Genomic DNA, 20,218 nt, shown 5'->3' with positions numbered 1-20,218 from the left:
CTGAAAAGCACTAAAAATCGGTCGCAAGGAAACCGGCCCGTGGGGGGCGCACCTCCGCTCAGAGTGCGCGCGTCCCCACGGGCCGGGGTATCAACTACTCGCCGGGGTGGGCGAGGGTGATGTCGTGGTCGTCGACGCCACGGCCGGTGACCGTGAGAGCCGTCGCCACCGGGGGGTAACCCGTCGCGATGACGGTGTACTCGCCGCCGTCCAGGTCGGTGAAGGCGTACGCGCCGTCCGTGCCGGTCCTGGCGGTGCCGATCACGTTGCCGGCCGCGTCGACCAGCGTGACCCGGGCGTCGCCCAGGGGGCCGCCGGGGGCCCGTACGACGCCCTGGAGCTGGGCGCCCGCGCTGAGCTCGACCTCGACCCGGGTGACCCCGGCGCCGCCGACCTCGACGGTGAGGGCCTGCGGGCGGTGGCCGGCCGCGTTCACCGCGATGGTCACCGGACCCGGAACCAGTTCGGCGAAGGTGAACTGGCCCTGCTCACCGGTGGTCCCGGTGGCCAGCACGTCACCCCGGACGTCGGTCACGATGACCATGGCGTCCTTGACGGGGGTGCCGGTCCCGGCGGCCCGGACGAGTCCGCTCAGCCCGCTCGTGCCGCTCAGCAGGATGTCGTACGCCACCGGCTCGTCGTTCACGATGATCGTCGAGGCCTGCGGCTGGAAACCGTCGGCGGAGGCGATCAGGACGTACGAGCCCGTGCCGGGCGCGTCCACCGTGTAGAAGCCGTCGGCCTGCGCGACCGACCGGCCCAGCTGCCGTCCCGCGAGCGAGATCAGCGTGACCGCGGCCTGCGGGACGGGGGCGCTCTCGGCGCCGCGGACGTGACCGCGGACCGGTATGCCGCCGGAGGCGGGCAGCGGTGCGCTCTCCCGTGTCGCGGTGGCGACGGCGGCGAGCCGCTGGGTGCCCTCGGGTCCGGCCGCGAGGCTCGTCTCGGCGACGGCCGCCCAGCTCGGGATCCTCTCGTCGGCGGCGGGTGCCTCGGCGGTGGCCGAAGCCGTCGGCTCGGTGGCCTCCGCCTTCGCCTCCGCGGCCTGGGCCAGCGCGCCCGAGGTCCGCAGCGGGACCTCCTTGATGAAGAGGACGATGAAGAAGGCGATCAGTGCCAGGGCGGCGGCGATCATGAAGACGTCCGCGATGCCGTGGCCGTACGCGCTCTCCATGACGGTCCGCAGCGGGGCGGGCAGCGCGTCCATCTTCGGGATGGTGCCGGAGCCCGAGCCGGAAGCCGCGGCGGCGTACTTGGGGTCGAGTCCGGCCAGGCCGTCCTTGACGTAGTGGGTGATCCGGGTGGACATGATCGCGCCGAGCGCGGAGACGCCCATCGCACCGCCGAGGGAGCGGAAGAACGTCACCGTGGAGCTGGCCGAGCCGAGGTCGGACGGGGCGACCTGGTTCTGCGTGGACAGCACCAGGTTCTGCATCGTCATACCGACGCCGAGGCCCAGCAGCGCCATGAAGATCGCGACGTGCCAGTAGGTCGTGTCGTAGCGGATGCTGCTCAGCAGGCCCAGGCCCGCGGTGATCAGGACGGTACCGCTGACCAGCCAGTACTTCCACCGGCCGGTCTTGGTGATGACCTGGCCGGAGACCGTGGAGGCGATGAACAGGCCGCCGATCATCGGGATGGTCATGACGCCCGACATCGTCGGGGACTTGTCACGGGCCAGCTGGAAGTACTGGCTGAAGAAGACGGTGCCGGTGAACATCGCGACGCCGACGAAGAGCGAGGCGAGGGAGGAAAGGGTGATGGTGCGGTTGCGGAACAGCCGCAGCGGGATGATCGGCTCGCTCGCCTTGGACTCGACGAGCACGAACAGCAGGCCGAGGACGATCGCGCCTCCGACCATCGCGTACGTCTGCCCCGACACCCAGTCGTACTTGTCACCGGCGAAGGTGACCCAGACCAGCAGCAGCGAGACCGCGGCGGAGATGAAGAACGCGCCGCCCCAGTCGACCTTCACGTCCCGCTTCACGGTGGGCAGGTGCAGGGTCTTCTGCAGCACGATCAGCGCGATGATCGCGAACGGCACGCCGACATAGAAGCACCAGCGCCAGCCGAGCCACGAGGTGTCGGTGATGACACCGCCGAGCAGCGGGCCGCCGACGGTTGCGACAGCGAAGGTCGCGCCGAGGTAGCCGGAGTAGCGGCCGCGCTCACGCGGGGAGATCATCGCGGCCATGACGATCTGGGCGAGGGCGGACAGACCGCCGACGCCGACGCCCTGGACCACGCGGCATGCGATGAGCATGCCGGGGTTCTGGGACAGACCGGCGGCGGCCGATCCCAGCACGTATATGACGAGGGCTATCTGTACGAGCGCCTTCTTGCTGTACAGGTCGGAGAGCTTGCCCCACAGAGGCGTGGTCGCGGTCATGGCCAGCAGCGAGGCCGTGACGACCCAGGTGTAGGCGGACTGGCCGCCGCCCAGGTCGCCGATGATCTCGGGGAGTGCGTTGGTGACGATCGTCGACGACAGGATCGCGACGAACATACCGAGCAGCAGCCCGGAGAGGGCCTCCATGATCTGACGATGTGTCATCGGAGTGCCGTCGGAGGGTGCGCCTCCGTGCTTGGCGTGAGCCCGCACACCGGCTGGTGTGGTCGTTGCCATGGGCTTCCTTTTCTTGTCTTACGCGGGTGTACGGGTGGTCAGTTCGGATGCTTCCGGCACGTAGGGCGGCCGGGGTACGGCACGGCAGTCGCCGAAGCTCTCGCGCAGCCGGCCCATCAGGTGGATGAGCAGGCCGACCTCGTGGTCGGACCAGTCGCTCAGCCGGTCGGCGAACAGCCGGGAGGAGCGGCGGGAGAGTTCGGTGAGCTGCTCGCGTCCCGCGTCGGTGAGGCGCAGGATGCGGGAGCGTTTGTCGGCGGGGTCGGGGAGGCGTTCGATCCAGCCCCGGTCGGCGACGTGGGCGACGTGTCGGCTGGTCACCGACATGTCCACGGCGAGCAGCTCGGCGAGCTTGCTCATCCGCATGTCGCCGTGCCGGCCGAGGAGGGTCAGTACGGCGGCGGAGCCCGCGGGGCAGTCGTGCGGCAGGATCCGCCCGAGCTCCCGCTTCACGGCACCGATGGCACTGAGCTGACGAGCCAATTCCTCGTACTGCGCCTGCTCGGCCATCACACCTCCTGTATTCGTTGCTTGGGGCAACCATAAATCCAGTTGGTTGCTGCAGGCAAACGATATCGCTGCCGCTGGGCTAAAAAGATGGCAAAGGCAAGTATTGGCGAATGTAAACCTGCTGGTGGGCGGCGTACGCGGCTGTGAAGCCGCTGTGGGCCGACGGAGCGTGGCCTTCGCGGGGCGGGGGGTGGGCTCCGGTCACCTGGGGGGCTGAGCGTCTGACCCCTGCTGGGTCGAGCATCTGACCCCTGCGGGGCTGGGCCCTGGTCGCCTGCGGGGCAGCGCGACAGACCGCTGATGGGGCTGAGCTCTGGTCACCTGTGGGACAGCGCGTCAGACCGCTGCGGGGCGGCGTGCCCGACCCCTGCGGGGCTGCCGTCCTAACCGGGCGGGACCCCCGTGGGGCTGCCGTCCTAACCGGGCGGGACCTCCGTGGGGCTGCCGCTCTGATCGGGCGGGGGGTGTGCGTCGGGCTCGTGGTTTGGGGCTGTTCTTCTGCGCCCTTGCTCCTGCCACCTGTGGGTCCTGCGCTCGGCGCGCTCGCGGATGGAAGGGTTCCCGGTGCTCCTGCGGGGCATCGACTTCGGGTGCCCGCTGGGTTCCGTCCCACCCGGGCGGGCGACCCCGTCCATCCGGAGGTCTCCGGCTGTGGGCCGGTGGGGCTGGGGTGCGTTCCTCGGGTTCCTGGCGGTGCGCTGCCGGTGGGGCGTGCGTCATCCGGCTCGCCGCCCAGGCCATCCAGAAACCGGGGAAGGGGAAGGCGAGGGGAACCCGGCGCTTGGGTAGGGGGCATGTATTCGCTAGGGTCCTGGGCCATGGCAAACACCCAGGGCCCCGAGGGCAACTACGACCCCGCGGGTAGCACCCAGATGTTCCGCGCTTTCGTCGACGAGGGCCCCCAGGCCCGGCAGCAGCAGGCGGCCGCCCCGGCGGGCCCCCGCATCGGCCTGATCATCGGCATCGTCGTCGCCGTGGCGGTCGTCGCCGCCGTGGCGTGGCTCGCGCTGGCGTAAGGGCAACAACCCGCCCGCCCCGCCGGCAGGACCGGTGGAGGCGGGTCACTTCCACTGGACGGACACGTCCCGCGTCTCGATGTGCATGCCGAGCGGCACGCGCCAGTCGTCGACGCACACCGTCCAGGTCTTTGTGCTGCCCGCTCCGGCCGCGATCGGCACGGGCAGATCCCGCGTCGAGTCGATCGTCGCCCAGTCGATGCCGAGCAGCCCGATGATGTGCGTCCCCAGGGTCACCGTGCCCGAACGCACTGCGCTGCCACCGGTGTTGCGGAAGGAGACCGTCACCTTCTCGCACCAGCGCTTGTCGGTGGCCTCCCGCGTGGGCTCGCTCACGTCGAGAACGGCGGGGCCGACGGGACCGGGAGGACCGGGGGTACTGGGGAGACCGGGAGGACCGGTACCTGCCGCGGAACCCGGGGTCGGCCGAGCCGAGGGCGCCGACGTCGCGCCCGAACCGGCGCCCGTACGGGGCAAGTTGTCGTCACCGGGGTCCGTTGCCGTGCCGGGCGAAGCGGACAGCGGGGGCTGCGGGGATGAACTGCCCTGCTGAGGGGCTCCCTTGGCGGCTTCCGCGAGTGGCGTGGACTCGGGCAGCGGGGTCAGTGAGACGTTTCCGGTCGGGGCCACCACGGGTCCCGAATCGGCCGGCGCCCCCACCGCCACGTATCCGCCACCGCTCCCACCGCCCCCGCACGCGGCCAGTACGGCACCCAGGCAGACAACAGCCGTCGAGGCGCCCACCAGGGCGCCTCGACGGCCATGGAGCCAAGTCGCTCGACGCATCGCGCCAGTGTGGCTGACGATCCGTCAATTATGAAGGGTCGAGCGCGGGAGGTCTCAGTCGGAGATCAGGCCCTCGCGGAGCTGGGCCAGGGTGCGGGTGAGAAGGCGGGAGACGTGCATCTGCGAGATGCCGACCTCCTCGCCGATCTGCGACTGGGTCATGTTGGCGAAGAAGCGCAGCATGATGATCCGGCGCTCGCGGGGCGGGAGTTTGGCGAGCAGCGGCTTCAGCGACTCGCGGTACTCGACGCCCTCCAGGGCCGTGTCCTCGTAGCCGAGGCGGTCCGCGAGGGAACCCTCGCCACCGTCGTCCTCGGGGGCCGGGGAGTCGAGGGAGGAGGCCGTGTAGGCGTTGCCGACCGCGAGGCCGTCGACGACGTCCTCCTCCGACACGCCCAGGACCGCGGCGAGTTCGGCGACGGTCGGCGACCGGTCGAGCTTCTGGGAGAGCTCGTCGCTGGCCTTGGTGAGGGCCAGGCGCAGCTCCTGGAGGCGCCGCGGGACGCGGACGGACCACGAGGTGTCACGGAAGAACCGCTTGATCTCGCCCACGACCGTCGGCATCGCGAACGTCGGGAACTCCACGCCGCGTTCGCAGTCGAAGCGGTCGATCGCCTTGATCAGGCCGATGGTGCCGACCTGGACGATGTCCTCCATCGGCTCGTTGCGGGAGCGGAAGCGGGCCGCCGCGTACCGCACGAGCGGGAGGTTGAGCTCGATGAGGGTGTCCCGGACGTAGGCACGCTCGGGGCTGTTCTCGCCGAGTGCGGCGAGCCGCAGGAACAGGGAGCGGGACAGGGTGCGGGTGTCGATGGCTCCCGAGGTCTCGGGGGCCGCCGGGACGGCTTCGAGGGCCGGAGCGGCGTCGGGGGCCGGGAGGGCCGGGACATCGTGAAGCGCGTCGGGCGCGGATTCGCTCTTCGTGAGCGTGAGCACCTTCGAGCTGCCCTGGTCTGCGGACATGCCACCCCCTTTGGGTCGCGGACGGTCACGGCGGACGCTCCCGTCGGAGGAACGCAGCCTCCACCTGAATACCGGAGGCGGGGCTGCGCCAAACGCTCTTCCGGCAGAATGTCACATGTCGGCAACACGCTGTAGTGACATGTCGACATGGAGGGGGTGAATCGGCCCTGGAAAAGGGGGGTCTGGCGGTTTTTCGACGTTGAACTGTCGGAAAAGGAGACGTTGAGCGATTCGCTCTTGCCGGTTACGCCTCGATCCTGTTTGCGGATCGAAGCCGCGCGAAGCTCCGGGCGAGCAGCCTTGACACATGCATCTGGGAGACTCCCAGCTCGGCACTGATCTGCGACTGCGTCAGATTGCTGTAATAGCGAAGGAGAAGGATCCGCTGCTCGCGCTCGGGCAGTTGTACGAGGAGATGGCGGACGAGGTCGCGGTGTTCGACCCCGTCGAGGGCCGGGTCCTCGTAGCCGAGCCGGTCGAGCAGTCCGGGCAGCCCGTCACCCTCCTGGGCGGCTTCGAGGGAGGTCGCGTGGTACGAGCGTCCGGCCTCGATGCAGGACAGCACCTCCTCCTCGGTGATGCGGAGCCGCTCGGCGATCTCGGCGGTCGAGGGGGAGCGCCCGAAGGCCGTCGTCAGGTCCTCCGTCGCGCTGTTCACCTGCACCCACAGCTCGTGCAGCCGGCGGGGTACGTGGACGGTGCGGACGTTGTCGCGGAAGTACCGCTTGATCTCGCCGACGACGGTCGGCATCGCGAAGGTCGGGAACTGCACGCCCCGGTCGGGGTCGAAGCGGTCGATCGCGTTGATCAGGCCGATGGTGCCGACCTGGACCACGTCCTCCATCGGCTCGTTGCGGGAGCGGAAGCGGGCGGCCGCGTACCGCACGAGTGGCAGGTTCGCCTCGATGAGCGCCCCGCGTACGCGGTCGTGCTCCGTGGTGCCCGGCTCCAGGGTCTTGAGCTGGCCGAAGAGCAGCTGGGTGAGGGCCCGAGTGTCGGCGCCGCGGCGTCGCTCAGGGGTGACCTGCTCGGGGGTGACGCGTTCGTGGGCGATGTGCTCCGGGGCGAGGGGTTCCGTGGTGACGCGCTCCGTGGCGACGCGTTCCTGGGCGAGGGGGTCCGTGGTGATGTGTTCCTTGGGGATTTCCTGTGGCGGTGCTTGAGGCGCAGTACTGGCCGGCACGGTCAACTCCACCTCTATGATCCGTCAGATCCATCAACTCATCCGTCAAAAGCGGTCATAGCATCACAAGACATGTGCACTGTGTGCAAGCACCGCATAACCCCGTGTTGAACAGGATTTAGGGAGAGTTGGGGCATACGAAACGGAAAAGCCCCCCGCCGGTTTCCGGCGAGGGGCCCAGAGCGTGTCGGCTCGGATCGGTTCAGAAGGGATAGTCGGCGATCACCCATGTCGCGAACTCGCGCCACAGCGCGACGCCCGCCTGGTGCGCGGGATGCTCCAAGTACCGCTTCAGGGCGTCGGGGTCGTCGACCGCGGAGTTGATCGCGAAGTCGTACGCGATGGGCCGGTCGGTGATGTTCCAGCCGCACTCCCAGAACCTCAGCTCGGGGATCTGGTCGCCGAGCGGGCGGAAGGCGGCCGCGCCCTCGACGACGCGGGGGTCGTCACGCTCGACGCCTTCGTTGAGCTTGAAGAGGACCAGATGGCGGATCACGGGTACTCCCTGGTGGTGCGGGCCGTGCGGGGGCGGCCGATCAGTTCTTGGCCCCGTCGGCGATCCACGTCATGAAGTCGCCGATGGACCGGGCGGCGGTCGAAATGCCCTCGAACCCTATCTGGACGTAGTCGGCCGCCTTCGCCGGATCCGTGATGATCACGTAGAGCGCGAAGACCACGAGTATGTAGACGGCGATCTTCTTCGAATTCACCGCCATCGCGGCCTCCCCTGTGACTGCTGCGCCCACTGGGCCCCGTGTGCCGGCGGCGAGTGTAACCTCCACCCCCACATTTTTGGACCAACGGCCCGCTGACCGAGGTCCTTTGCCGTACGCACGAAGGGCCCCGTCTTGCGACGGGGCCCTTCTCAAGCGGTAGCGGAGGGATTTGAACCCTCGGTGACTTGCGCCACACTCGCTTTCGAGGTCTGTTCGCAATGATCAGATCATAATCCAGGGCCGTTCAGCCCTGTTCATCCTCGTACTCTCGGCCGTCGCGTGAACCGCTGTGGACGTCGTTGGACGAGGGTGAATGAGACGGAAACTGAGACGGGGGCGCCACCCGTCCATCAGCGCGGTAGTCCCTCTGAGGTGGCAGTTCAGGGGCATGGGCCGAAGCTTCGCGCTCTTCGCGGGAGTGGACAGGCAGGAGGTCGTGAGGCATGGCAAGCGCGCCTGCTGGCCTCTGAGCAAGCCACCCTGAGCGACGGTGCGGCGGGGCCTCAGTGCGGACATGCCTGAAGCCCAACCGCTCGTAGTAGGAGTGCAGCCCTGAGTTCGTGCGCCAGGTGTCGATGCGCACCCACGCTCGTCCTTCCAGCGCTGCGAGGCGGGACATCCAGTCGATGACCCGCGTGCCAAGCTGTTGGCCGGACGCTTCGCGTGCGACGATCAGTTTGTATAGATAGAGCGCCGATTCAGGATGGTCGGCGTCCGTCCAAAAATCTCGGTCGACAGGGCCGCGGCTGACGGTGGCGAGCACCGCATCGTCCTTGCTAACGACGACCCATGCACGCCCCTCATCAATGCTGGCACGCCACTTTGCGATGGCCCGTTCCCCGGTTTCTGGGTCGCTCCACTGGTCCGTGCCTTGGTCGCGCAGCCATCCTTCGGCCTCTGTTCGTAGAGCCAACAGGGCAGGTACATCCTCAGCCGCTGCGGGGCGGAGGTATTCAGTCCGTGCTGACTTCATAGAGGATCTTGTGCCTGTCTCCGGGGAGGATGGTGACCATGCAGCGGAGGGGGCGACCATCCGCGTCGTAGCCCGTTCGGGTGTGCTCTGCGACGGGTGTCGCCGCAGGTAGGGCAAGTAGTGCAGCTTCCTCGCGAGTCGGCATGCGAACTGCGATTTCGTCCACGTACTTCGCTTGCACGAGTCCCACAGAGGCCAGGATGCCGCCGGGCGCTGAGACGTCTCGGGGCTCCATCAGCGGAGTGCCGCTCACGAGTTCCTGAGGGAAGTACGAGTCGGCGAGTGCATAGGGCCGGTTGTCTATGAATCGGACACGCTTGCGCGCTACAGCCAAACCGTCTGCGGCGAGGTCGAGGCGCTCGCGCACGTGGGAGGGAGGCTCAACGATCGACACCGTGATGTCCTGGCGGGGGGCGTTCCCGTTTTCCGCGATCGCGCTCGCCCACTGGTCGCCGGCGGTTCGTCCTTCGACGCCATTGGCGTGACGACTCCGACTCTCCAGCGTTGTCCAGTTCCACACGACAGGCGGGTAGTCCTCGCGGACGTACTTCCCCTGGCCCTGTCCTGTGACGACCAGCCCTTCGTCCACCAATAGGCGGACTCCAGCGCGGACAGTCTCGCGGCTGTAGCCGTACTGGCTCATCATTTTCGACTCGCTGGGGAGTGCCTCACCCCCCGCCAGTGCACCGGACAGGATCTGTTCGCGCAGGTCAAAGGCAATTTCCTGCGACTTCGTCATGCCGCGTCGAACCACTTAGGCATCCTCTCCGCTCCGACTCCTCCGTACAAGTTAGACCAGGGGGCTTGACTCTCCAAGCCTGACTCGTGCAGTCTCTTGCCAAGGCACTCCTCCAGACAAGTCGGATAGGGTGTCACGTACGAAGCTGCTGTACAGGTGCGCTAGAGGAAAGCCCGCAGGGGTCAGTACGAAGGAAGCGCCGTTTGTTTGAAAACTCAACAGCGTGCCGATCCAGCCGCCTGTACATGGGCGGTCGATGGGTCGATGTGAGCCCGAGTGCTCACGGTCCTTGACGTCTCTCTACCGGGCGTCAAGGGCCGTGTCTGCTCGGCCGAGCAGACCAACCCAACAACGGCGCGCGGCTCCCGGGGTGCCACCCGGGAGCCGCTGTTCGGGCCGTTCCACCTACAAGGGAGAACACGACCCAATGAACCCCATCGTTACTGTTCAGGATGCTGTTACCGCGTTTGCCGACTTCATGGAGCCGACGGCTGCGGAGCTGGACGCGATCGACCGGGAGATGCCCGCCATCGAGGCGGACATCGACCTGTTGGACGCGCAGATCATCGCCCTAGACCGCACCCCCACCGAGCTGGACACCCGCCGCATCCGCCGGGCCCGCAGCGTGGCGCTGGCCATGCGGCTGGTGCTCGCCAACCAGGTCGCGCCGCTGGTTCCGGGGGTGGGCGCGTGAGCACCCCTCAGACGCTCGCCACCGCGCACGCGGAGGTGAAGGCGGAAATCGCGCGGACCGACACCAAGACCGGTCTGTTACTGGCGTTCGTCGGTGCCGTCCTCGCCGGCACGTGGACCGTCGCCAAGGACGTCCCCCTCACCGTCCCCGCGTACATCGCCGGCGGGCTCGGGGTGGGCCTGCTGGTCGCCGCGGCTGACCTGCTGCTGCGGGCGGTCCGGCCGAACCTGGGCGGTGGCCGCGGGTTCCCGCTGTGGGCGACGCTCACGGCCGAGGAAATCAGCGCAACCCTCGACGGCGACCAGGCCGAGGACATCGCGGGACTGTCCCGGATCGCCGTCGCCAAGTTCACCAACCTTCGACGCGCGGTCCATCTGACCCGCGCGGGCGGCGCCCTGCTCATCCTCTCGGCCCTGCTCGCGGCAGGGGGTGCGGCATGAACCGCACGGGCAGGATCCTGCTGGTGACGGCACTGGTCGCGGTCGTCGCGATGGCGTTCCGGGTGTCCTGGAACGCGTTGCGGGACATCGCCAACGCCATCGGCGCGGACCACACCGCCGCGACGCTCTACCCGTTCGTGGTCGACGGCCTCATGGCCCTCGCCCTCGTCGCCACCCTCGTTCTGTCCGGACGGGACCGGACGTTCGCGCTGCGGGTGCTGGGCACCTACACGCTCGCCTCGCTGGTCCTCAACTACGTCCACGGGCTCGTTCCCGAGCTGCACGGCCGGACGGTCGATTGGGGCCGACTCGCGGACTGGGATCCGGCGAACTGGGCGCTCGTGCTGCTGGCCACCTCGCTTCCGGTCGGGTCGATCTACTTCGGATCCGATCTGGTCGCGAAGGTGCTGCACCACCGCCCCGCCCCGATCCCCACCCCGGACACGAATGCGGAGGAATCTACCGAGACCAGCAGTAATCGGTCTACCGCTGACCTCATGGAATCGACTCCCGCGCCCGTGGTGGCCGCTCCGGTGCGGATGCCCGATCCGGTGGCCGTGGAGTTCGTGAAGTCGACTCTCCCCCTCAAGCCCGCACCGACCACCGTCGCCCCGACTGCCGCCCCGGCGATCGAGCGGCGCTCGGTGGCCGCGGCCGAGTCGACTCGCCCTCGCCGGGCGACGGGTCGGGTTCCCGAGGCTGCCCGATCGAGCCGGCCGAGGCGCACGCCGGATCAACTGCTCGCCGAAGCCCGCACGGTGACCGCCGACTGGCCGGACGCGAAGCTCACGGCCGAGGGGATCCGCCTCGCGGTGCACACCTCGCCGAAGAACGCCCGGACCCTGCGCGAGACCCTCCGAGCTGAACGCGACGGCGCCACCACGGCCGTCTGATGGGCGGGTCGTTCGGCAAGTGCTACGACCCTTCCGGCAGTCAGTTCGGCATCCCCACCTACCCCTGGCGCTACGCCCCCAAGGGGCTCGCCACCCGCCGCCAACTCCGCGCCCGAGGCTTACGCCCCGGCGGACAGCAGATCGCCGCGCAGGTGCTGCGTTCGCGCTACCGGCGCGGCCCGCTGACCGCCTACCTCTACCGCGTCGACCGTGCCAAGCCCGTCCGGCCCATGACCCCGGCGAGGTGGGCAGCGCTCGCCAAGGCCAACCTGGCGCGCCGCACCTGCCCGAAGTGCCGCACGGACGCCGGATACGTCATCCCCACCTCACTCGGCATGTGCGTGCCCTGCGCCTACCCCGACGACGAACAGCGCGCCGCCTGAACACGTCGACCAGACCCAGGAGTTCCGCTGTGACCAGCACCAATGCCACCCCGCCCGCCGTCGCCTACTCCTGGCACGGCTGGGTGACCGTCCGCGGCCAGGGCCGCGCGTTCGCGTCCGGCACCGTCACCGGCCCCCACGGCTACTGCCGCGCCCGGGCCCTGCGCGACATCGGCGCCTGGCTGGGCGCCCGCGGCTGCACCGGCCGCCTCGCCGACATCACCCTGCTGCCCGCCACCCACACCTCGCCGAAGGGGAGTTGACCATGAGCAAGCCCGACACCCGCCGTCTGGACCGGGAGATCCGGCAGACGATGAAGAAGCTGGAAGCCGTCCGGCGGGGCGAGTGGTGGCCGCTGAACGGCTCGGAGCGCCGCGCCATGGCGCGCTCGCTGGCCGGCGGCGCCTACCGAGCCGCCCGGGGCCGCAGCACCAACCGTGCCGAAGAGCAGATGGACAGCACGGGTTCGGCGGCTGAGATGCGGCTGAACGCGGAGCTGACCGCCCTGCACGGCGAGCGCCAGCGCCTCATCACCGAGGCCGCCCGCGCCAAGGCCGCCAAGAAGTCTTCCGGCTGGTTCTGACCAGCCCGCACAACCCGCCGGGGTGACCGCCCCCTGCCACGGACACGGCCACCCCGGCGCCCTCCACAACTCCCGCCCCGATCGGGGCAGTCAGGAGCACCCTCAGCATGTCTGAGAACGTCGTTCACCTCCACAAGCCCACCGACCCCCCGACCGACCCCGCGGCGCCCACGGTGCTGACTGTCGTGCCCGACGCCCCGCCGGCGGCCCCGGTGCCGCTGTGGGTGCGCTCCGGGCGCGCGGTCAAGACCGTGGTCACGCACGAGACCACGAAGACGACCGCCCGCGCGGTGGCCCGGCATGGCCTCTACACGTTCAACGGGGGCCGGATCGTGGCCCGCCGCACCTGGGACGGCAAGACCGGAGCCCGCTACGAGCGCATGATCCGGACCGCCGAAGCCGCGGGGAACCTGGAAGCGGCCGAGGAGTGGGAAGAGCGGTTGCAGCGCTTCCGCGCCGCCCGCCACCACCGCCGCATGGACCTCCTGCACTCGCCCGTAGAGGCCGCTAAGGGCATTGCGGTAGGCACCGGGGTGAGCGTCGGGGTGCTGGTCGCGCTCGGAGTGGTGATGGCCATCAACAACCACGACGTCACCGACGTCATCACCCCGCTCAGGGCGACCATCGAGTTCATCGCCCTGCTGATTCGGATCGTGCAGGTCGTATGGGGCCCCGCCCTCACGATCGGCCCGTTCCTCGCCCTGCTCGCCCTGTGGACCGTCGGCAGCAAGCAGCAAGCCGCACCCCAGTGGGCCCTGCCCGCCAACGTTCGTTCCGGTGAGGGCGAGCCGATCACCCCGTCCATCGTCGTCAAGGCCCTGCGCGACCTCGGGGTGCCCGCACTGCGCAGCGCCATCAAAGAGATGGGGGACGCCGGCGCGTCCATGCTGTCCCCGATCACCATCGCCGGATGCGGCGTCGAGGTCGACGTCACCCTGCCTTCCGGGGTGTCGACGAACGAGGTACAGAGCCGACGGCGCAAGCTCGCTGAGAACCTGACCCGGCACGAGCACGAGGTGTTCATCACCATCCCGCCCGCCGCCCGCACCGTGCGGCTGTGGATTGCGGACTCCGGGGCGCTGGACGAGCCGATCGGCCCGTCCCCGCTGACCACGGACGAGACGCTGACCGCGAACTACAAGACTGGAAAGGCCCCGTGGGGGCAGGACCTGCGCGGCGACGCTGCCGAGCTGAGCGTGTATCAGCGCCACCTGCTCATCACTGGCCGCTCGAACCAGGGCAAGACCGCCTCCCTGCGCTCCATCGCGCTGTGGCTCGCGCTGGACAAGTCGGTGCAGTTCTGGATCGGTGACCTGAAGGGCATCGGCGACTGGAAGATGTTCGTCGGCATCGCTGATGTCCTCATCGAGGGACCCACCGACGAGCACGTCATCCAGGTGACCGAGATGGCCGAGGACGCCGTCGACGAGATGAACCGCCGCCTGGAGGCCCGCCGCGCCGACCCGACCGCGGCCTTCCCGCCGCTCATCGTCATCGTCGACGAGGCGCAGGTCGCGTTCATGTGCCCGGTCAAGGACAAGGACAAGCGGCCCTACGGCGGCTCAAGCTCCACGTCCCGCTACTTCATGGCCGCCCGGAAGATCCACAACCAGGGCCGTGCGGTCGACGTGCTGCTGTGGCAGGGCACCCAGGACCCCACCGACCAGAACCTTCCCAAGCTCGTGCGCGAGGGTGCCCACACCCGGGCCTCCCTCGTCGTGGGCACCGAGTCCCAGGCCCGCATGGCGCTGGGCGACAAGGCCGTCGACGACGGCGCCGCCCCGCACCTGCTCCGGCAGGGACTGGACAAGGGAACCCTCGTCGTCGCCTCCGACGGCATCGACATGCCCAAGGGCCAGTCCTCCATCACGGTGCGCACGCACTTCATCGACGACGACCCTGCCGAGGAGATCGCCGCGCGGGCCAAGGCCCTGCGCGACGGGGTCACCACCCTGCGCGTCATCGAGCGGGGCGAGGAGCGTGACCCGCTCGCCGACATCGTCGCCGCGCTCGGGGACAAGCCGCGCTTGCTCACCGGTGACGTCCTCAAGAGGCTCGCCGCGCTGAACGAGGACGCCTACGGCCGTTGGACGAACGGCGACCTGAAGCGAGTCATGGAGGCGGAGGGCGAGGAGCCGAAGAAGTCGCACGGCCGCATGGTCGTCCACAAGGATCACGTCCTTCGGGCCATCGCCCACCGCGACGCAGACGGTTCCACTTCCGCCTTCTGATCACGGGGAGGCGCCCCCTCCCGCCCCGGGGAGGCGGGGAGAACTCCCCAACCGCCTCCCCGACCCGCCTCCCCCACGTTGATCAGCGAAAACACCGATTTGGGGAGGCGGGGAGGCCCGCAGGTCAGACTCCCGAAAACCCCCTCCACAGCCGTCCCGAAGGGGGTGGCTCCGCCTCCCCGACCAAACACCGGAAGGGATTCCGTATGTACCCCCAACACCTCGGCCACCTGCCCGCCGAACGGGCCGTGACCATCCACCAACCCGCACCCCTCGCCCCCGTGCAGGCGGCGCCCCTCGTGCCCATGCAGCCCGCCGGCATCCCGGCGGTGGCGAGCATCGTCCTGCCCGACGGACGGGTCGTCACCGGCTACGCCATCGAGCCCGCCAAGCCCGAACCCGTCGTCACCAAGCCCGTCGTCTCCCGCGCAGCGGTGAACATCGCGCTCGGAGGGATCGGGTTCGCCGCCTTCTGCGGCGGGCTGGCCCTGCTCACCGCGTTCGTCGCCGCCCTCGCCGCATTCATCCACCAACTGATCATCCTCGCCGCCGTCATCTTCGGCGGCTGGATCGCCGTGCAGGTCTTCGGCACGAGCGGCCACCGCGGCGGCGGGACCACGGTCAACATCCGTAAGGCCGTCATCAAGCGCAACCACTTCCACGGCTGAACACCCCCAGAGGAGAACCGTGTTCGAGATCCGCATCATCTGCGCTCCCGCCGACACCGACCGCATCGTCACCGCGTTGGACAAGACCTTCACGGCCGGCACCGTGACGGTCTGCCCCGCCCGCGGCGGCAAGCAGCACCGCCTCTACGTCGGGGCCGACCACCGCGCCGCCCCGGGCCCGCGGCCCACCCCCGAGGAGATGGGGCCGACAGCGTGGCCGACGCCGGAAGACGCCTACGCCACCGCCCCCGGCATCACCTACGAGGTCGCGTGGACCGCGTCCACGGCCAGGACGCTCACCGAGAACCCGCACGGCGGCGACGTGGACCGTGAGTACTGGCTCCGCAAAGCCGCCCTGCTCGACCGCATCGCGCTGGAGCACGAGGCCGAAGGCGTCCGCAACGGAACCGACGAGATCGCGGCCCATGCCGCTCGCCGGCTCATCGAGGTCGACCAGGACGGCGAGGGCGACTACAGCGGCGACCCGTACTGGCCGGAGCACCCGGCCACGCTCGCCCACCCGCGCGGCTACGTCCGCCAGGAATACGCCGTCTGGGCCGAGAACCAGTAGCTACGCCAAGGGCGGCCCCTCCGTCTCGCCAAAGTCGCGGGGCCGCCCTTGCCAACCAGCCCACTACAGACCTGTTGGAGGTCTCCAGCATGACCCAACCAACCGACAATCGGCGAGAGGCGTTACTCGCGGCCGCGCTGAACGCTGCCGTCCGCGGCTGGCACGTCTTCCCGCTCCGTCCCGGCACCAAGCGCCCCGCCCTCCACGGAGAGGCCACCTGCCCGCGCACCGGAGCGTGCGCGGGAGGCCACCGGAAGTGGGAGCAGCGTGCGACCACCGACCCCGAGCGCATCCGCGCCACCTGGGCCACGGGCGCGTTCAACGTCGGTATCGCCACTGGTCCTTCCGGGCTGCTGGTCGTCGACCTCGACATGCCCAAGGACAACAGCAATGGGGACGCGCCTGACGGCGCGGCGACCTTTGGGGCGCTCTGCGAGCGCACCGGTCACGCCGTCCCGGACACCTACCGGACCCGGACCGCGAGCGGCGGCAGCCACCTGTACTTCGCGGCGCCGTCTGGGGTGCGGCTGGCCAACACGGCAGGAACTGTTGCCCCGTTGGTCGACACCCGGGCATGGGGTGGCTACGTCGTCGCCGCGGGTAGCATCACCCCCGCCGGACCCTACGAAACCGTCAGCGGCCCTGTGGTGGCTTCTCTGCCCGCGTGGCTGCTGAGCATCCTGAAACCGACCCCCAAGCCCGTACAAGCCCCCTCAGTGCCCGTAACGGTGCAATCCCGCCTATACGCGGACACCGCGCTCGGTAATGAGGTCCGCAATGTCTCCGGGGCTCAACTCGGCCAGCGCGAGGCAAGGTTGTTCCGGGCGGCGCGAGCCGTGGGGCGCTTCGTCGCGTGGGGCGACCTCGCCCGGTACGAGGTGGAGCAGGCTCTTCAGGAGGCGGGCGAGGCGGTGGGACTGCCGCCGTCGCAGTGCCGCGCCACCCTGCGCAGCGCGTTGGACTGGTCCATCGCCCACAACCAGCGCCGGCGGGATGCGGCATGACCGCCCCTTCCCTCCCCCCTCTGAAGAGCATCACCCCCACCTCGAACGGCCTGCAGCACGCCGACGCCGCCCGGGCACGGACGGCGGTGGGCGAACCGAAGGGCGTCGCCGAAGGCGTCCCCATTGCTGTTCGTCCTGACCCGCAGCAGGGGGACGGCCGCTACCCCGTCGCGTGGCTGCACATCTGCGCCCCGCGCGGCGCCGTCCCGACCGCCACCTCGAAATGCCTGTGTGGCCGTGACCGCAGCGCCGTCGGCAAAGCCCGCGTGCTCGCCTTGATCGCCGACCACGAAGCCCACCGCGCCGAATGCCCGCTCCGCACCACCCAGGAAGGGAGGGCCGCCGCATGACCGACACCATCGACGGGGCCGCGCTGCTCGACGAGGTGGAAGCCTTCCACCGCCGCTTCAACGTCTTCCCGCACGAGGCCGCCTACGTCGCCGTCGTGCTGTGGGACGCACACGCCCACCTGCTCGACTGCTTCGACTCCACCCCCCGCCTCGCGTTCCTGTCCCCGGAGCCGGGGTCGGGGAAGTCCCGGGCGCTGGATGTGGTCGAGACCCTCGTGCCGCGCTCCATGGCCGCTGCGGACGCGTCCGCAGCAGCGCTGTTCCGGTCCGTATCCGGTATCGACGGCGGCCGGCCCACGATCCTGTTCGACGAGATCGACACCATCTTCGGCCCCAAAGCCGGAGACAACGAGCAGCTACGCGGCTTCATCAACGCAGGCCACGCACGAGGACGCCCCGTCTACCGGTGCGTCGGAGACGGCGCCAACCAGCAGGTACAGGGCTTCCCCTCGTACTGCGCCGTCGCCGTCGCCGGACTCGGCTCCCTGCCCACCACGATCCTCACCCGCTCCGTCATCATCCGCATGCGCCGCCGGGCCCGGAACGAGAAAGCAGAGCCCTTCCGCTCCCGCATCCACGTCCGCGAAGGCAACGAGATCCGCGACCGCCTCGCCAAGTGGGCTGAATCCGTGGAGGAACAGGTCACCGGTGCCTTCCCCGCTCTCCCGGACGAGGTCACCGACCGGCCCGCGGATGTATGGGAACCCCTGATCGCTGTCGCCGACGCGGCCGGCGGCAACTGGCCCGAACGGGCACGGCAGGCGTGCGTAACGCTGGTGACCGCGTCCAAGGCCAACGACAAAGGCAGCATCGGAGTCCGGCTCCTGACCGACCTGCGCGACCACGTCATGGCCGGCATCGACCGCCTCCCCACCGTCGCCATCCTGGACCGGCTCAACTCCCTCGACGACGCCCCGTGGGCCGACCTGAACGGCAAGCCGCTCGACAACCGGCGGCTGTCGAAGATGCTCGCGGAGTACATGACGGCCGACATCGAGCCGATCACCTCCCGCAACATCAAGACCGCCGGAAGCGTCCTCAAGGGCTACTACGCCGCAGATCTCTGGGACGCGTGGGCCCGCTACTGCCCCCCACCCCCGGAAAGTCCGCTACCTCCGCTACCCGGCACGGAAAACACCGCCTGACCAGCAGCGACGGGGTAGCGGCAACCGGCATCGCCACCCGCTACCCCGCCGCTACCCATCCGCTACCGCTACCCCTTCCCGCTACCTCGATCAGGCCCCTGACCTGCGCGGTAGCGGCGGTAGCGGAAGTAGCGCACTTCTGAGAGGCCTCCCGAGCGCCCTCGTGCTGTCTGTCGCAAGGAGATCTGCATGGACATGGCCCGCCTGGACGACGCATTCGACCCCACGCTCGTGTTGCTGACGGTTGAGGAGGCTGCCCGCCGCCTCCGGATCGGCCGAACTCTTTGCTACCGGTTCGTCAGCTCCGGAGAGCTGGAGTCCATCACCGTCGGCCACCTCCGCAGGGTCCCCGCCGATGCCGTACCCGAGTTCGTCACTCGCCGCCGCAAGACGCAGCGCCCCGCCACCCCCATGACCGCCGCCACGGCAGCCTGAGGAGTACCCATGGCAGAAGAGAAGAACGATAAGCGCACCCGACAGCCGAACGGCCGTTCGTCCATCTACCTTGGCAAGGATGGCAAGTGGCACGGCCGCGTCACCGTCGGAATTTGCGACAACGGCAAGCCCGACCGTCGCCATGTCGAACGCAAGACCCGTGCTGAGGTGACGGCGGCCGTCCGAGAGTTGGAGAAGCAGCGTGACGGCGGCACCGTTCGCAAGGCCGGGCGAGCCTGGACGGTAGAGACGTGGCTGACCCATTGGGTCGAAAGCATCGCCCCGTTGGCCGTCAACGAGAACACGATGGTGGGGTACGGCGTCGCAGTGCGGAAGCACCTGATCCCCGCTCTTGGAGCACACCGTCTGGACAAGCTCGGGCCGGAGCACATCGAGCGGTTCTACGGAAAGATGCAGGCTGATGGACGCAGGGCCGGAACGATCCATCAGATCCACCGGACCTTCCGCACGGCCTTGAACGAGGCTGTGCGGCGCGGTCACCTCGCACGCAACCCGGTTCAGCTCGCCAAGGCGCCGCGCCTCAGCGAAGAGGAGATCGAGCCGTACACCGTCGAAGAGGTACAGCGGCTGTTGCGTACGGCAGACAACCGTCGGAACTCTGCACGGTGGGCCGTGGCGCTCGCCCTCGGACTCCGACAGGGCGAGGCGCTGGGACTCAAGTGGGCGGATGTGGACCTGAAACGGGGTGTCCTGATGGTCCGTCGGAGCCGCCGTCGGCCCCGCTATGCCCACGGGTGCGGCGACACCTGCGGGAGGAAAGCCGGGTACTGCCCGCAGCGTCAGCGGACCAACCCGGAGACGGCCGACACGAAGTCCCGCGCGGGACGTCGCGCGGTCGGACTTCCCTCACAGCTCGTAGATCTGCTGCGGACCCACCGGACCAAGCAGCAGGCCGAACGCGCGGCGGCAGGTGACGACTGGACGGATGAGGGCTGGCTCTTCGCGACGCTCACTGGTCGGGGCACGTCACCCCGAACGGATTACGACGACTGGAAGGAACTCTTGGACGACGCGAAGGTGAGGGACGGCCGGCTGCACGATGCCCGGCACACCGCCGCCACGGTCCTGCTGATCCTCGGAGTCTCCGAACGAGCCGTCATGGGACTGATGGGTTGGTCCACTACGGCCATGGCCGCGCGGTATCAGCACATGGTGGACTCCGTGCGCAGCGACGTCGCCCGACAGGTCGATGGACTCATCTGGAAGCTGGGGGGAGACGGACCGGCTGACGATGACGACGGGCCCGCCGGGGCGCTCGTATCGATCCGTTGAAACGCCGGGGCAGGCT

General features: G+C 69.4%; 24 protein-coding genes. 15 read left to right on the top strand and 9 right to left on the bottom strand.

Annotation, left to right across the window (positions count from 1 at the left end; genetic code table 11):
- Positions 1–94 precede the first annotated feature (94 nt).
- Positions 95–2,626 carry an MFS transporter gene (locus FNV62_RS25655; RefSeq protein WP_097285363.1) on the bottom strand — a complete coding sequence of 844 codons (2,532 nt, stop codon included), beginning with the start codon at positions 2,624–2,626 and terminating at the stop codon, positions 95–97.
- An 18-nt stretch (positions 2,627–2,644) separates the two neighbouring features.
- Positions 2,645–3,136 carry a MarR family winged helix-turn-helix transcriptional regulator gene (locus FNV62_RS25650; protein WP_054235070.1) on the bottom strand — a complete coding sequence of 164 codons (492 nt, stop codon included), beginning with the start codon at positions 3,134–3,136 and terminating at the stop codon, positions 2,645–2,647.
- A gap of 818 nt (positions 3,137–3,954) precedes the next feature.
- Here FNV62_RS25650 and FNV62_RS25645 point away from each other — a divergent pair.
- Positions 3,955–4,152 carry a hypothetical protein gene (locus tag FNV62_RS25645; protein WP_054235117.1) on the top strand — a complete coding sequence of 66 codons (198 nt, stop codon included), beginning with the start codon at positions 3,955–3,957 and terminating at the stop codon, positions 4,150–4,152.
- Positions 4,153–4,197: 45 nt separating this feature from the next.
- On the opposite strand, the gene FNV62_RS57615 is transcribed toward FNV62_RS25645, so the two are convergent.
- The 7 genes from FNV62_RS57615 to FNV62_RS25610 form a co-directional block, all read right to left on the bottom strand.
- Complete coding sequence (locus FNV62_RS57615) at positions 4,198–4,488, bottom strand: hypothetical protein (protein WP_306459570.1); 291 nt, start codon at positions 4,486–4,488, stop codon at positions 4,198–4,200.
- A gap of 504 nt (positions 4,489–4,992) precedes the next feature.
- Complete coding sequence (locus tag FNV62_RS25635) at positions 4,993–5,901, bottom strand: RNA polymerase sigma factor SigF (protein WP_054235068.1); 909 nt, start codon at positions 5,899–5,901, stop codon at positions 4,993–4,995.
- A gap of 244 nt (positions 5,902–6,145) precedes the next feature.
- Positions 6,146–7,096 carry an RNA polymerase sigma factor SigF gene (locus tag FNV62_RS25630; protein ID WP_079089988.1) on the bottom strand — a complete coding sequence of 317 codons (951 nt, stop codon included), beginning with the start codon at positions 7,094–7,096 and terminating at the stop codon, positions 6,146–6,148.
- A 190-nt stretch (positions 7,097–7,286) separates the two neighbouring features.
- A complete protein-coding gene (locus FNV62_RS25625; protein WP_143608594.1) occupies positions 7,287–7,580 on the bottom strand; it encodes a Dabb family protein in 294 nt (97 codons plus the stop codon).
- 40 nt (positions 7,581–7,620) lie between these two features.
- Complete coding sequence (locus FNV62_RS25620) at positions 7,621–7,800, bottom strand: hypothetical protein (protein WP_067377012.1); 180 nt, start codon at positions 7,798–7,800, stop codon at positions 7,621–7,623.
- Between the two features lie 244 nt (positions 7,801–8,044).
- Positions 8,045–8,773 carry a GNAT family N-acetyltransferase gene (locus tag FNV62_RS25615; protein ID WP_144315652.1) on the bottom strand — a complete coding sequence of 243 codons (729 nt, stop codon included), beginning with the start codon at positions 8,771–8,773 and terminating at the stop codon, positions 8,045–8,047.
- Positions 8,754–9,512: a GntR family transcriptional regulator gene (locus FNV62_RS25610; RefSeq protein WP_144315651.1), complete on the bottom strand. Its 759-nt coding sequence runs from the start codon at positions 9,510–9,512 to the stop codon at positions 8,754–8,756. Before FNV62_RS25610 ends, FNV62_RS25615 begins: the two co-directional genes overlap by 20 nt.
- 427 nt (positions 9,513–9,939) lie before the next feature.
- Between FNV62_RS25610 and FNV62_RS25605 the strand changes: the two genes are divergently transcribed.
- The 14 genes from FNV62_RS25605 (at position 9,940) to FNV62_RS25540 (ending at position 20,202) form a co-directional block, all read left to right on the top strand.
- Entirely contained in the window at positions 9,940–10,206 is a 267-nt protein-coding gene (locus FNV62_RS25605) for a DUF6284 family protein (RefSeq protein ID WP_144315650.1), read from the top strand.
- Positions 10,203–10,646, top strand: a complete 444-nt coding sequence (locus FNV62_RS25600) for a Pycsar system effector family protein (RefSeq protein ID WP_144315649.1) — start codon at positions 10,203–10,205, stop codon at positions 10,644–10,646. Before FNV62_RS25605 ends, FNV62_RS25600 begins: the two co-directional genes overlap by 4 nt.
- Positions 10,643–11,539, top strand: coding sequence for a DUF2637 domain-containing protein (locus FNV62_RS25595; RefSeq protein ID WP_144315648.1), 897 nt, complete (start codon positions 10,643–10,645; stop codon positions 11,537–11,539). The genes FNV62_RS25600 and FNV62_RS25595 overlap by 4 nt, the downstream gene beginning before the upstream one ends.
- On the top strand, positions 11,539–11,922 hold the full coding sequence (locus tag FNV62_RS25590) for an RRQRL motif-containing zinc-binding protein (protein WP_144315647.1): 384 nt from the start codon (positions 11,539–11,541) through the stop codon (positions 11,920–11,922). The genes FNV62_RS25595 and FNV62_RS25590 overlap by 1 nt, the downstream gene beginning before the upstream one ends.
- Before the next feature lie 29 nt (positions 11,923–11,951).
- Entirely contained in the window at positions 11,952–12,185 is a 234-nt protein-coding gene (locus tag FNV62_RS25585; protein ID WP_144315646.1) for a hypothetical protein, read from the top strand.
- 2 nt (positions 12,186–12,187) lie between these two features.
- Positions 12,188–12,505, top strand: a complete 318-nt coding sequence (locus FNV62_RS25580) for a hypothetical protein (RefSeq protein ID WP_144315645.1) — start codon at positions 12,188–12,190, stop codon at positions 12,503–12,505.
- Between the two features lie 107 nt (positions 12,506–12,612).
- Positions 12,613–14,736 carry an ATP-binding protein gene (locus FNV62_RS25575; RefSeq protein ID WP_144315644.1) on the top strand — a complete coding sequence of 708 codons (2,124 nt, stop codon included), beginning with the start codon at positions 12,613–12,615 and terminating at the stop codon, positions 14,734–14,736.
- 206 nt (positions 14,737–14,942) lie between these two features.
- Positions 14,943–15,404, top strand: a complete 462-nt coding sequence (locus FNV62_RS25570; protein WP_144315643.1) for a hypothetical protein — start codon at positions 14,943–14,945, stop codon at positions 15,402–15,404.
- A 19-nt stretch (positions 15,405–15,423) separates the two neighbouring features.
- The gene (locus FNV62_RS25565) at positions 15,424–15,975 is read left to right on the top strand and encodes a hypothetical protein (RefSeq protein WP_144315642.1); all 552 of its coding nucleotides are present in this window, start codon (positions 15,424–15,426) and stop codon (positions 15,973–15,975) included.
- Between the two features lie 89 nt (positions 15,976–16,064).
- Positions 16,065–16,979 (top strand): bifunctional DNA primase/polymerase, encoded by a 915-nt coding sequence (locus FNV62_RS25560; RefSeq protein ID WP_144315641.1) that lies wholly within the window; start codon positions 16,065–16,067, stop codon positions 16,977–16,979.
- Entirely contained in the window at positions 16,976–17,329 is a 354-nt protein-coding gene (locus FNV62_RS54670) for a hypothetical protein (protein WP_205523162.1), read from the top strand. Before FNV62_RS25560 ends, FNV62_RS54670 begins: the two co-directional genes overlap by 4 nt.
- The gene (locus tag FNV62_RS25550; protein ID WP_143614650.1) at positions 17,326–18,474 is read left to right on the top strand and encodes a DUF3631 domain-containing protein; all 1,149 of its coding nucleotides are present in this window, start codon (positions 17,326–17,328) and stop codon (positions 18,472–18,474) included. The genes FNV62_RS54670 and FNV62_RS25550 overlap by 4 nt, the downstream gene beginning before the upstream one ends.
- A gap of 189 nt (positions 18,475–18,663) precedes the next feature.
- Positions 18,664–18,909 (top strand): excisionase family DNA-binding protein, encoded by a 246-nt coding sequence (locus FNV62_RS25545; protein ID WP_144315640.1) that lies wholly within the window; start codon positions 18,664–18,666, stop codon positions 18,907–18,909.
- A gap of 9 nt (positions 18,910–18,918) precedes the next feature.
- Complete coding sequence (locus tag FNV62_RS25540) at positions 18,919–20,202, top strand: tyrosine-type recombinase/integrase (RefSeq protein ID WP_144315639.1); 1,284 nt, start codon at positions 18,919–18,921, stop codon at positions 20,200–20,202.
- The last annotated feature ends 16 nt before the right edge of the window (positions 20,203–20,218 follow it).

It is taken from the genome of Streptomyces sp. RLB3-17, assembly GCF_007113425.2.
GTDB classification, from domain to species: domain Bacteria; phylum Actinomycetota; class Actinomycetes; order Streptomycetales; family Streptomycetaceae; genus Streptomyces; species Streptomyces mirabilis_D.
The sequence above is the reverse complement of the archived record's forward strand: the minus strand, read 5'-3'. Positions and strand labels throughout refer to the sequence as shown.

Coding starts and splice junctions, on each gene's coding strand:
- FNV62_RS25570 (WP_144315643.1), top strand. CDS start 14,943: ATGTACCCCCAACACCTCGGCCACCTGCCCGCCGAACGGGCCGTGACC.
- FNV62_RS25580 (WP_144315645.1), top strand. CDS start 12,188: ATGAGCAAGCCCGACACCCGCCGTCTGGACCGGGAGATCCGGCAGACG.
- FNV62_RS25550 (WP_143614650.1), top strand. CDS start 17,326: ATGACCGACACCATCGACGGGGCCGCGCTGCTCGACGAGGTGGAAGCC.
- FNV62_RS25545 (WP_144315640.1), top strand. CDS start 18,664: ATGGACATGGCCCGCCTGGACGACGCATTCGACCCCACGCTCGTGTTG.
- FNV62_RS25655 (WP_097285363.1), bottom strand. CDS start 2,626: ATGGCAACGACCACACCAGCCGGTGTGCGGGCTCACGCCAAGCACGGA.
- FNV62_RS25610 (WP_144315651.1), bottom strand. CDS start 9,512: ATGACGAAGTCGCAGGAAATTGCCTTTGACCTGCGCGAACAGATCCTG.
- FNV62_RS25560 (WP_144315641.1), top strand. CDS start 16,065: ATGACCCAACCAACCGACAATCGGCGAGAGGCGTTACTCGCGGCCGCG.
- FNV62_RS25615 (WP_144315652.1), bottom strand. CDS start 8,773: ATGAAGTCAGCACGGACTGAATACCTCCGCCCCGCAGCGGCTGAGGAT.
- FNV62_RS54670 (WP_205523162.1), top strand. CDS start 16,976: ATGACCGCCCCTTCCCTCCCCCCTCTGAAGAGCATCACCCCCACCTCG.
- FNV62_RS25590 (WP_144315647.1), top strand. CDS start 11,539: ATGGGCGGGTCGTTCGGCAAGTGCTACGACCCTTCCGGCAGTCAGTTC.
- FNV62_RS25605 (WP_144315650.1), top strand. CDS start 9,940: ATGAACCCCATCGTTACTGTTCAGGATGCTGTTACCGCGTTTGCCGAC.
- FNV62_RS25540 (WP_144315639.1), top strand. CDS start 18,919: ATGGCAGAAGAGAAGAACGATAAGCGCACCCGACAGCCGAACGGCCGT.
- FNV62_RS25595 (WP_144315648.1), top strand. CDS start 10,643: ATGAACCGCACGGGCAGGATCCTGCTGGTGACGGCACTGGTCGCGGTC.
- FNV62_RS25635 (WP_054235068.1), bottom strand. CDS start 5,901: ATGTCCGCAGACCAGGGCAGCTCGAAGGTGCTCACGCTCACGAAGAGC.
- FNV62_RS25575 (WP_144315644.1), top strand. CDS start 12,613: ATGTCTGAGAACGTCGTTCACCTCCACAAGCCCACCGACCCCCCGACC.
- FNV62_RS25620 (WP_067377012.1), bottom strand. CDS start 7,800: ATGGCGGTGAATTCGAAGAAGATCGCCGTCTACATACTCGTGGTCTTC.
- FNV62_RS25650 (WP_054235070.1), bottom strand. CDS start 3,136: ATGGCCGAGCAGGCGCAGTACGAGGAATTGGCTCGTCAGCTCAGTGCC.
- FNV62_RS25645 (WP_054235117.1), top strand. CDS start 3,955: ATGGCAAACACCCAGGGCCCCGAGGGCAACTACGACCCCGCGGGTAGC.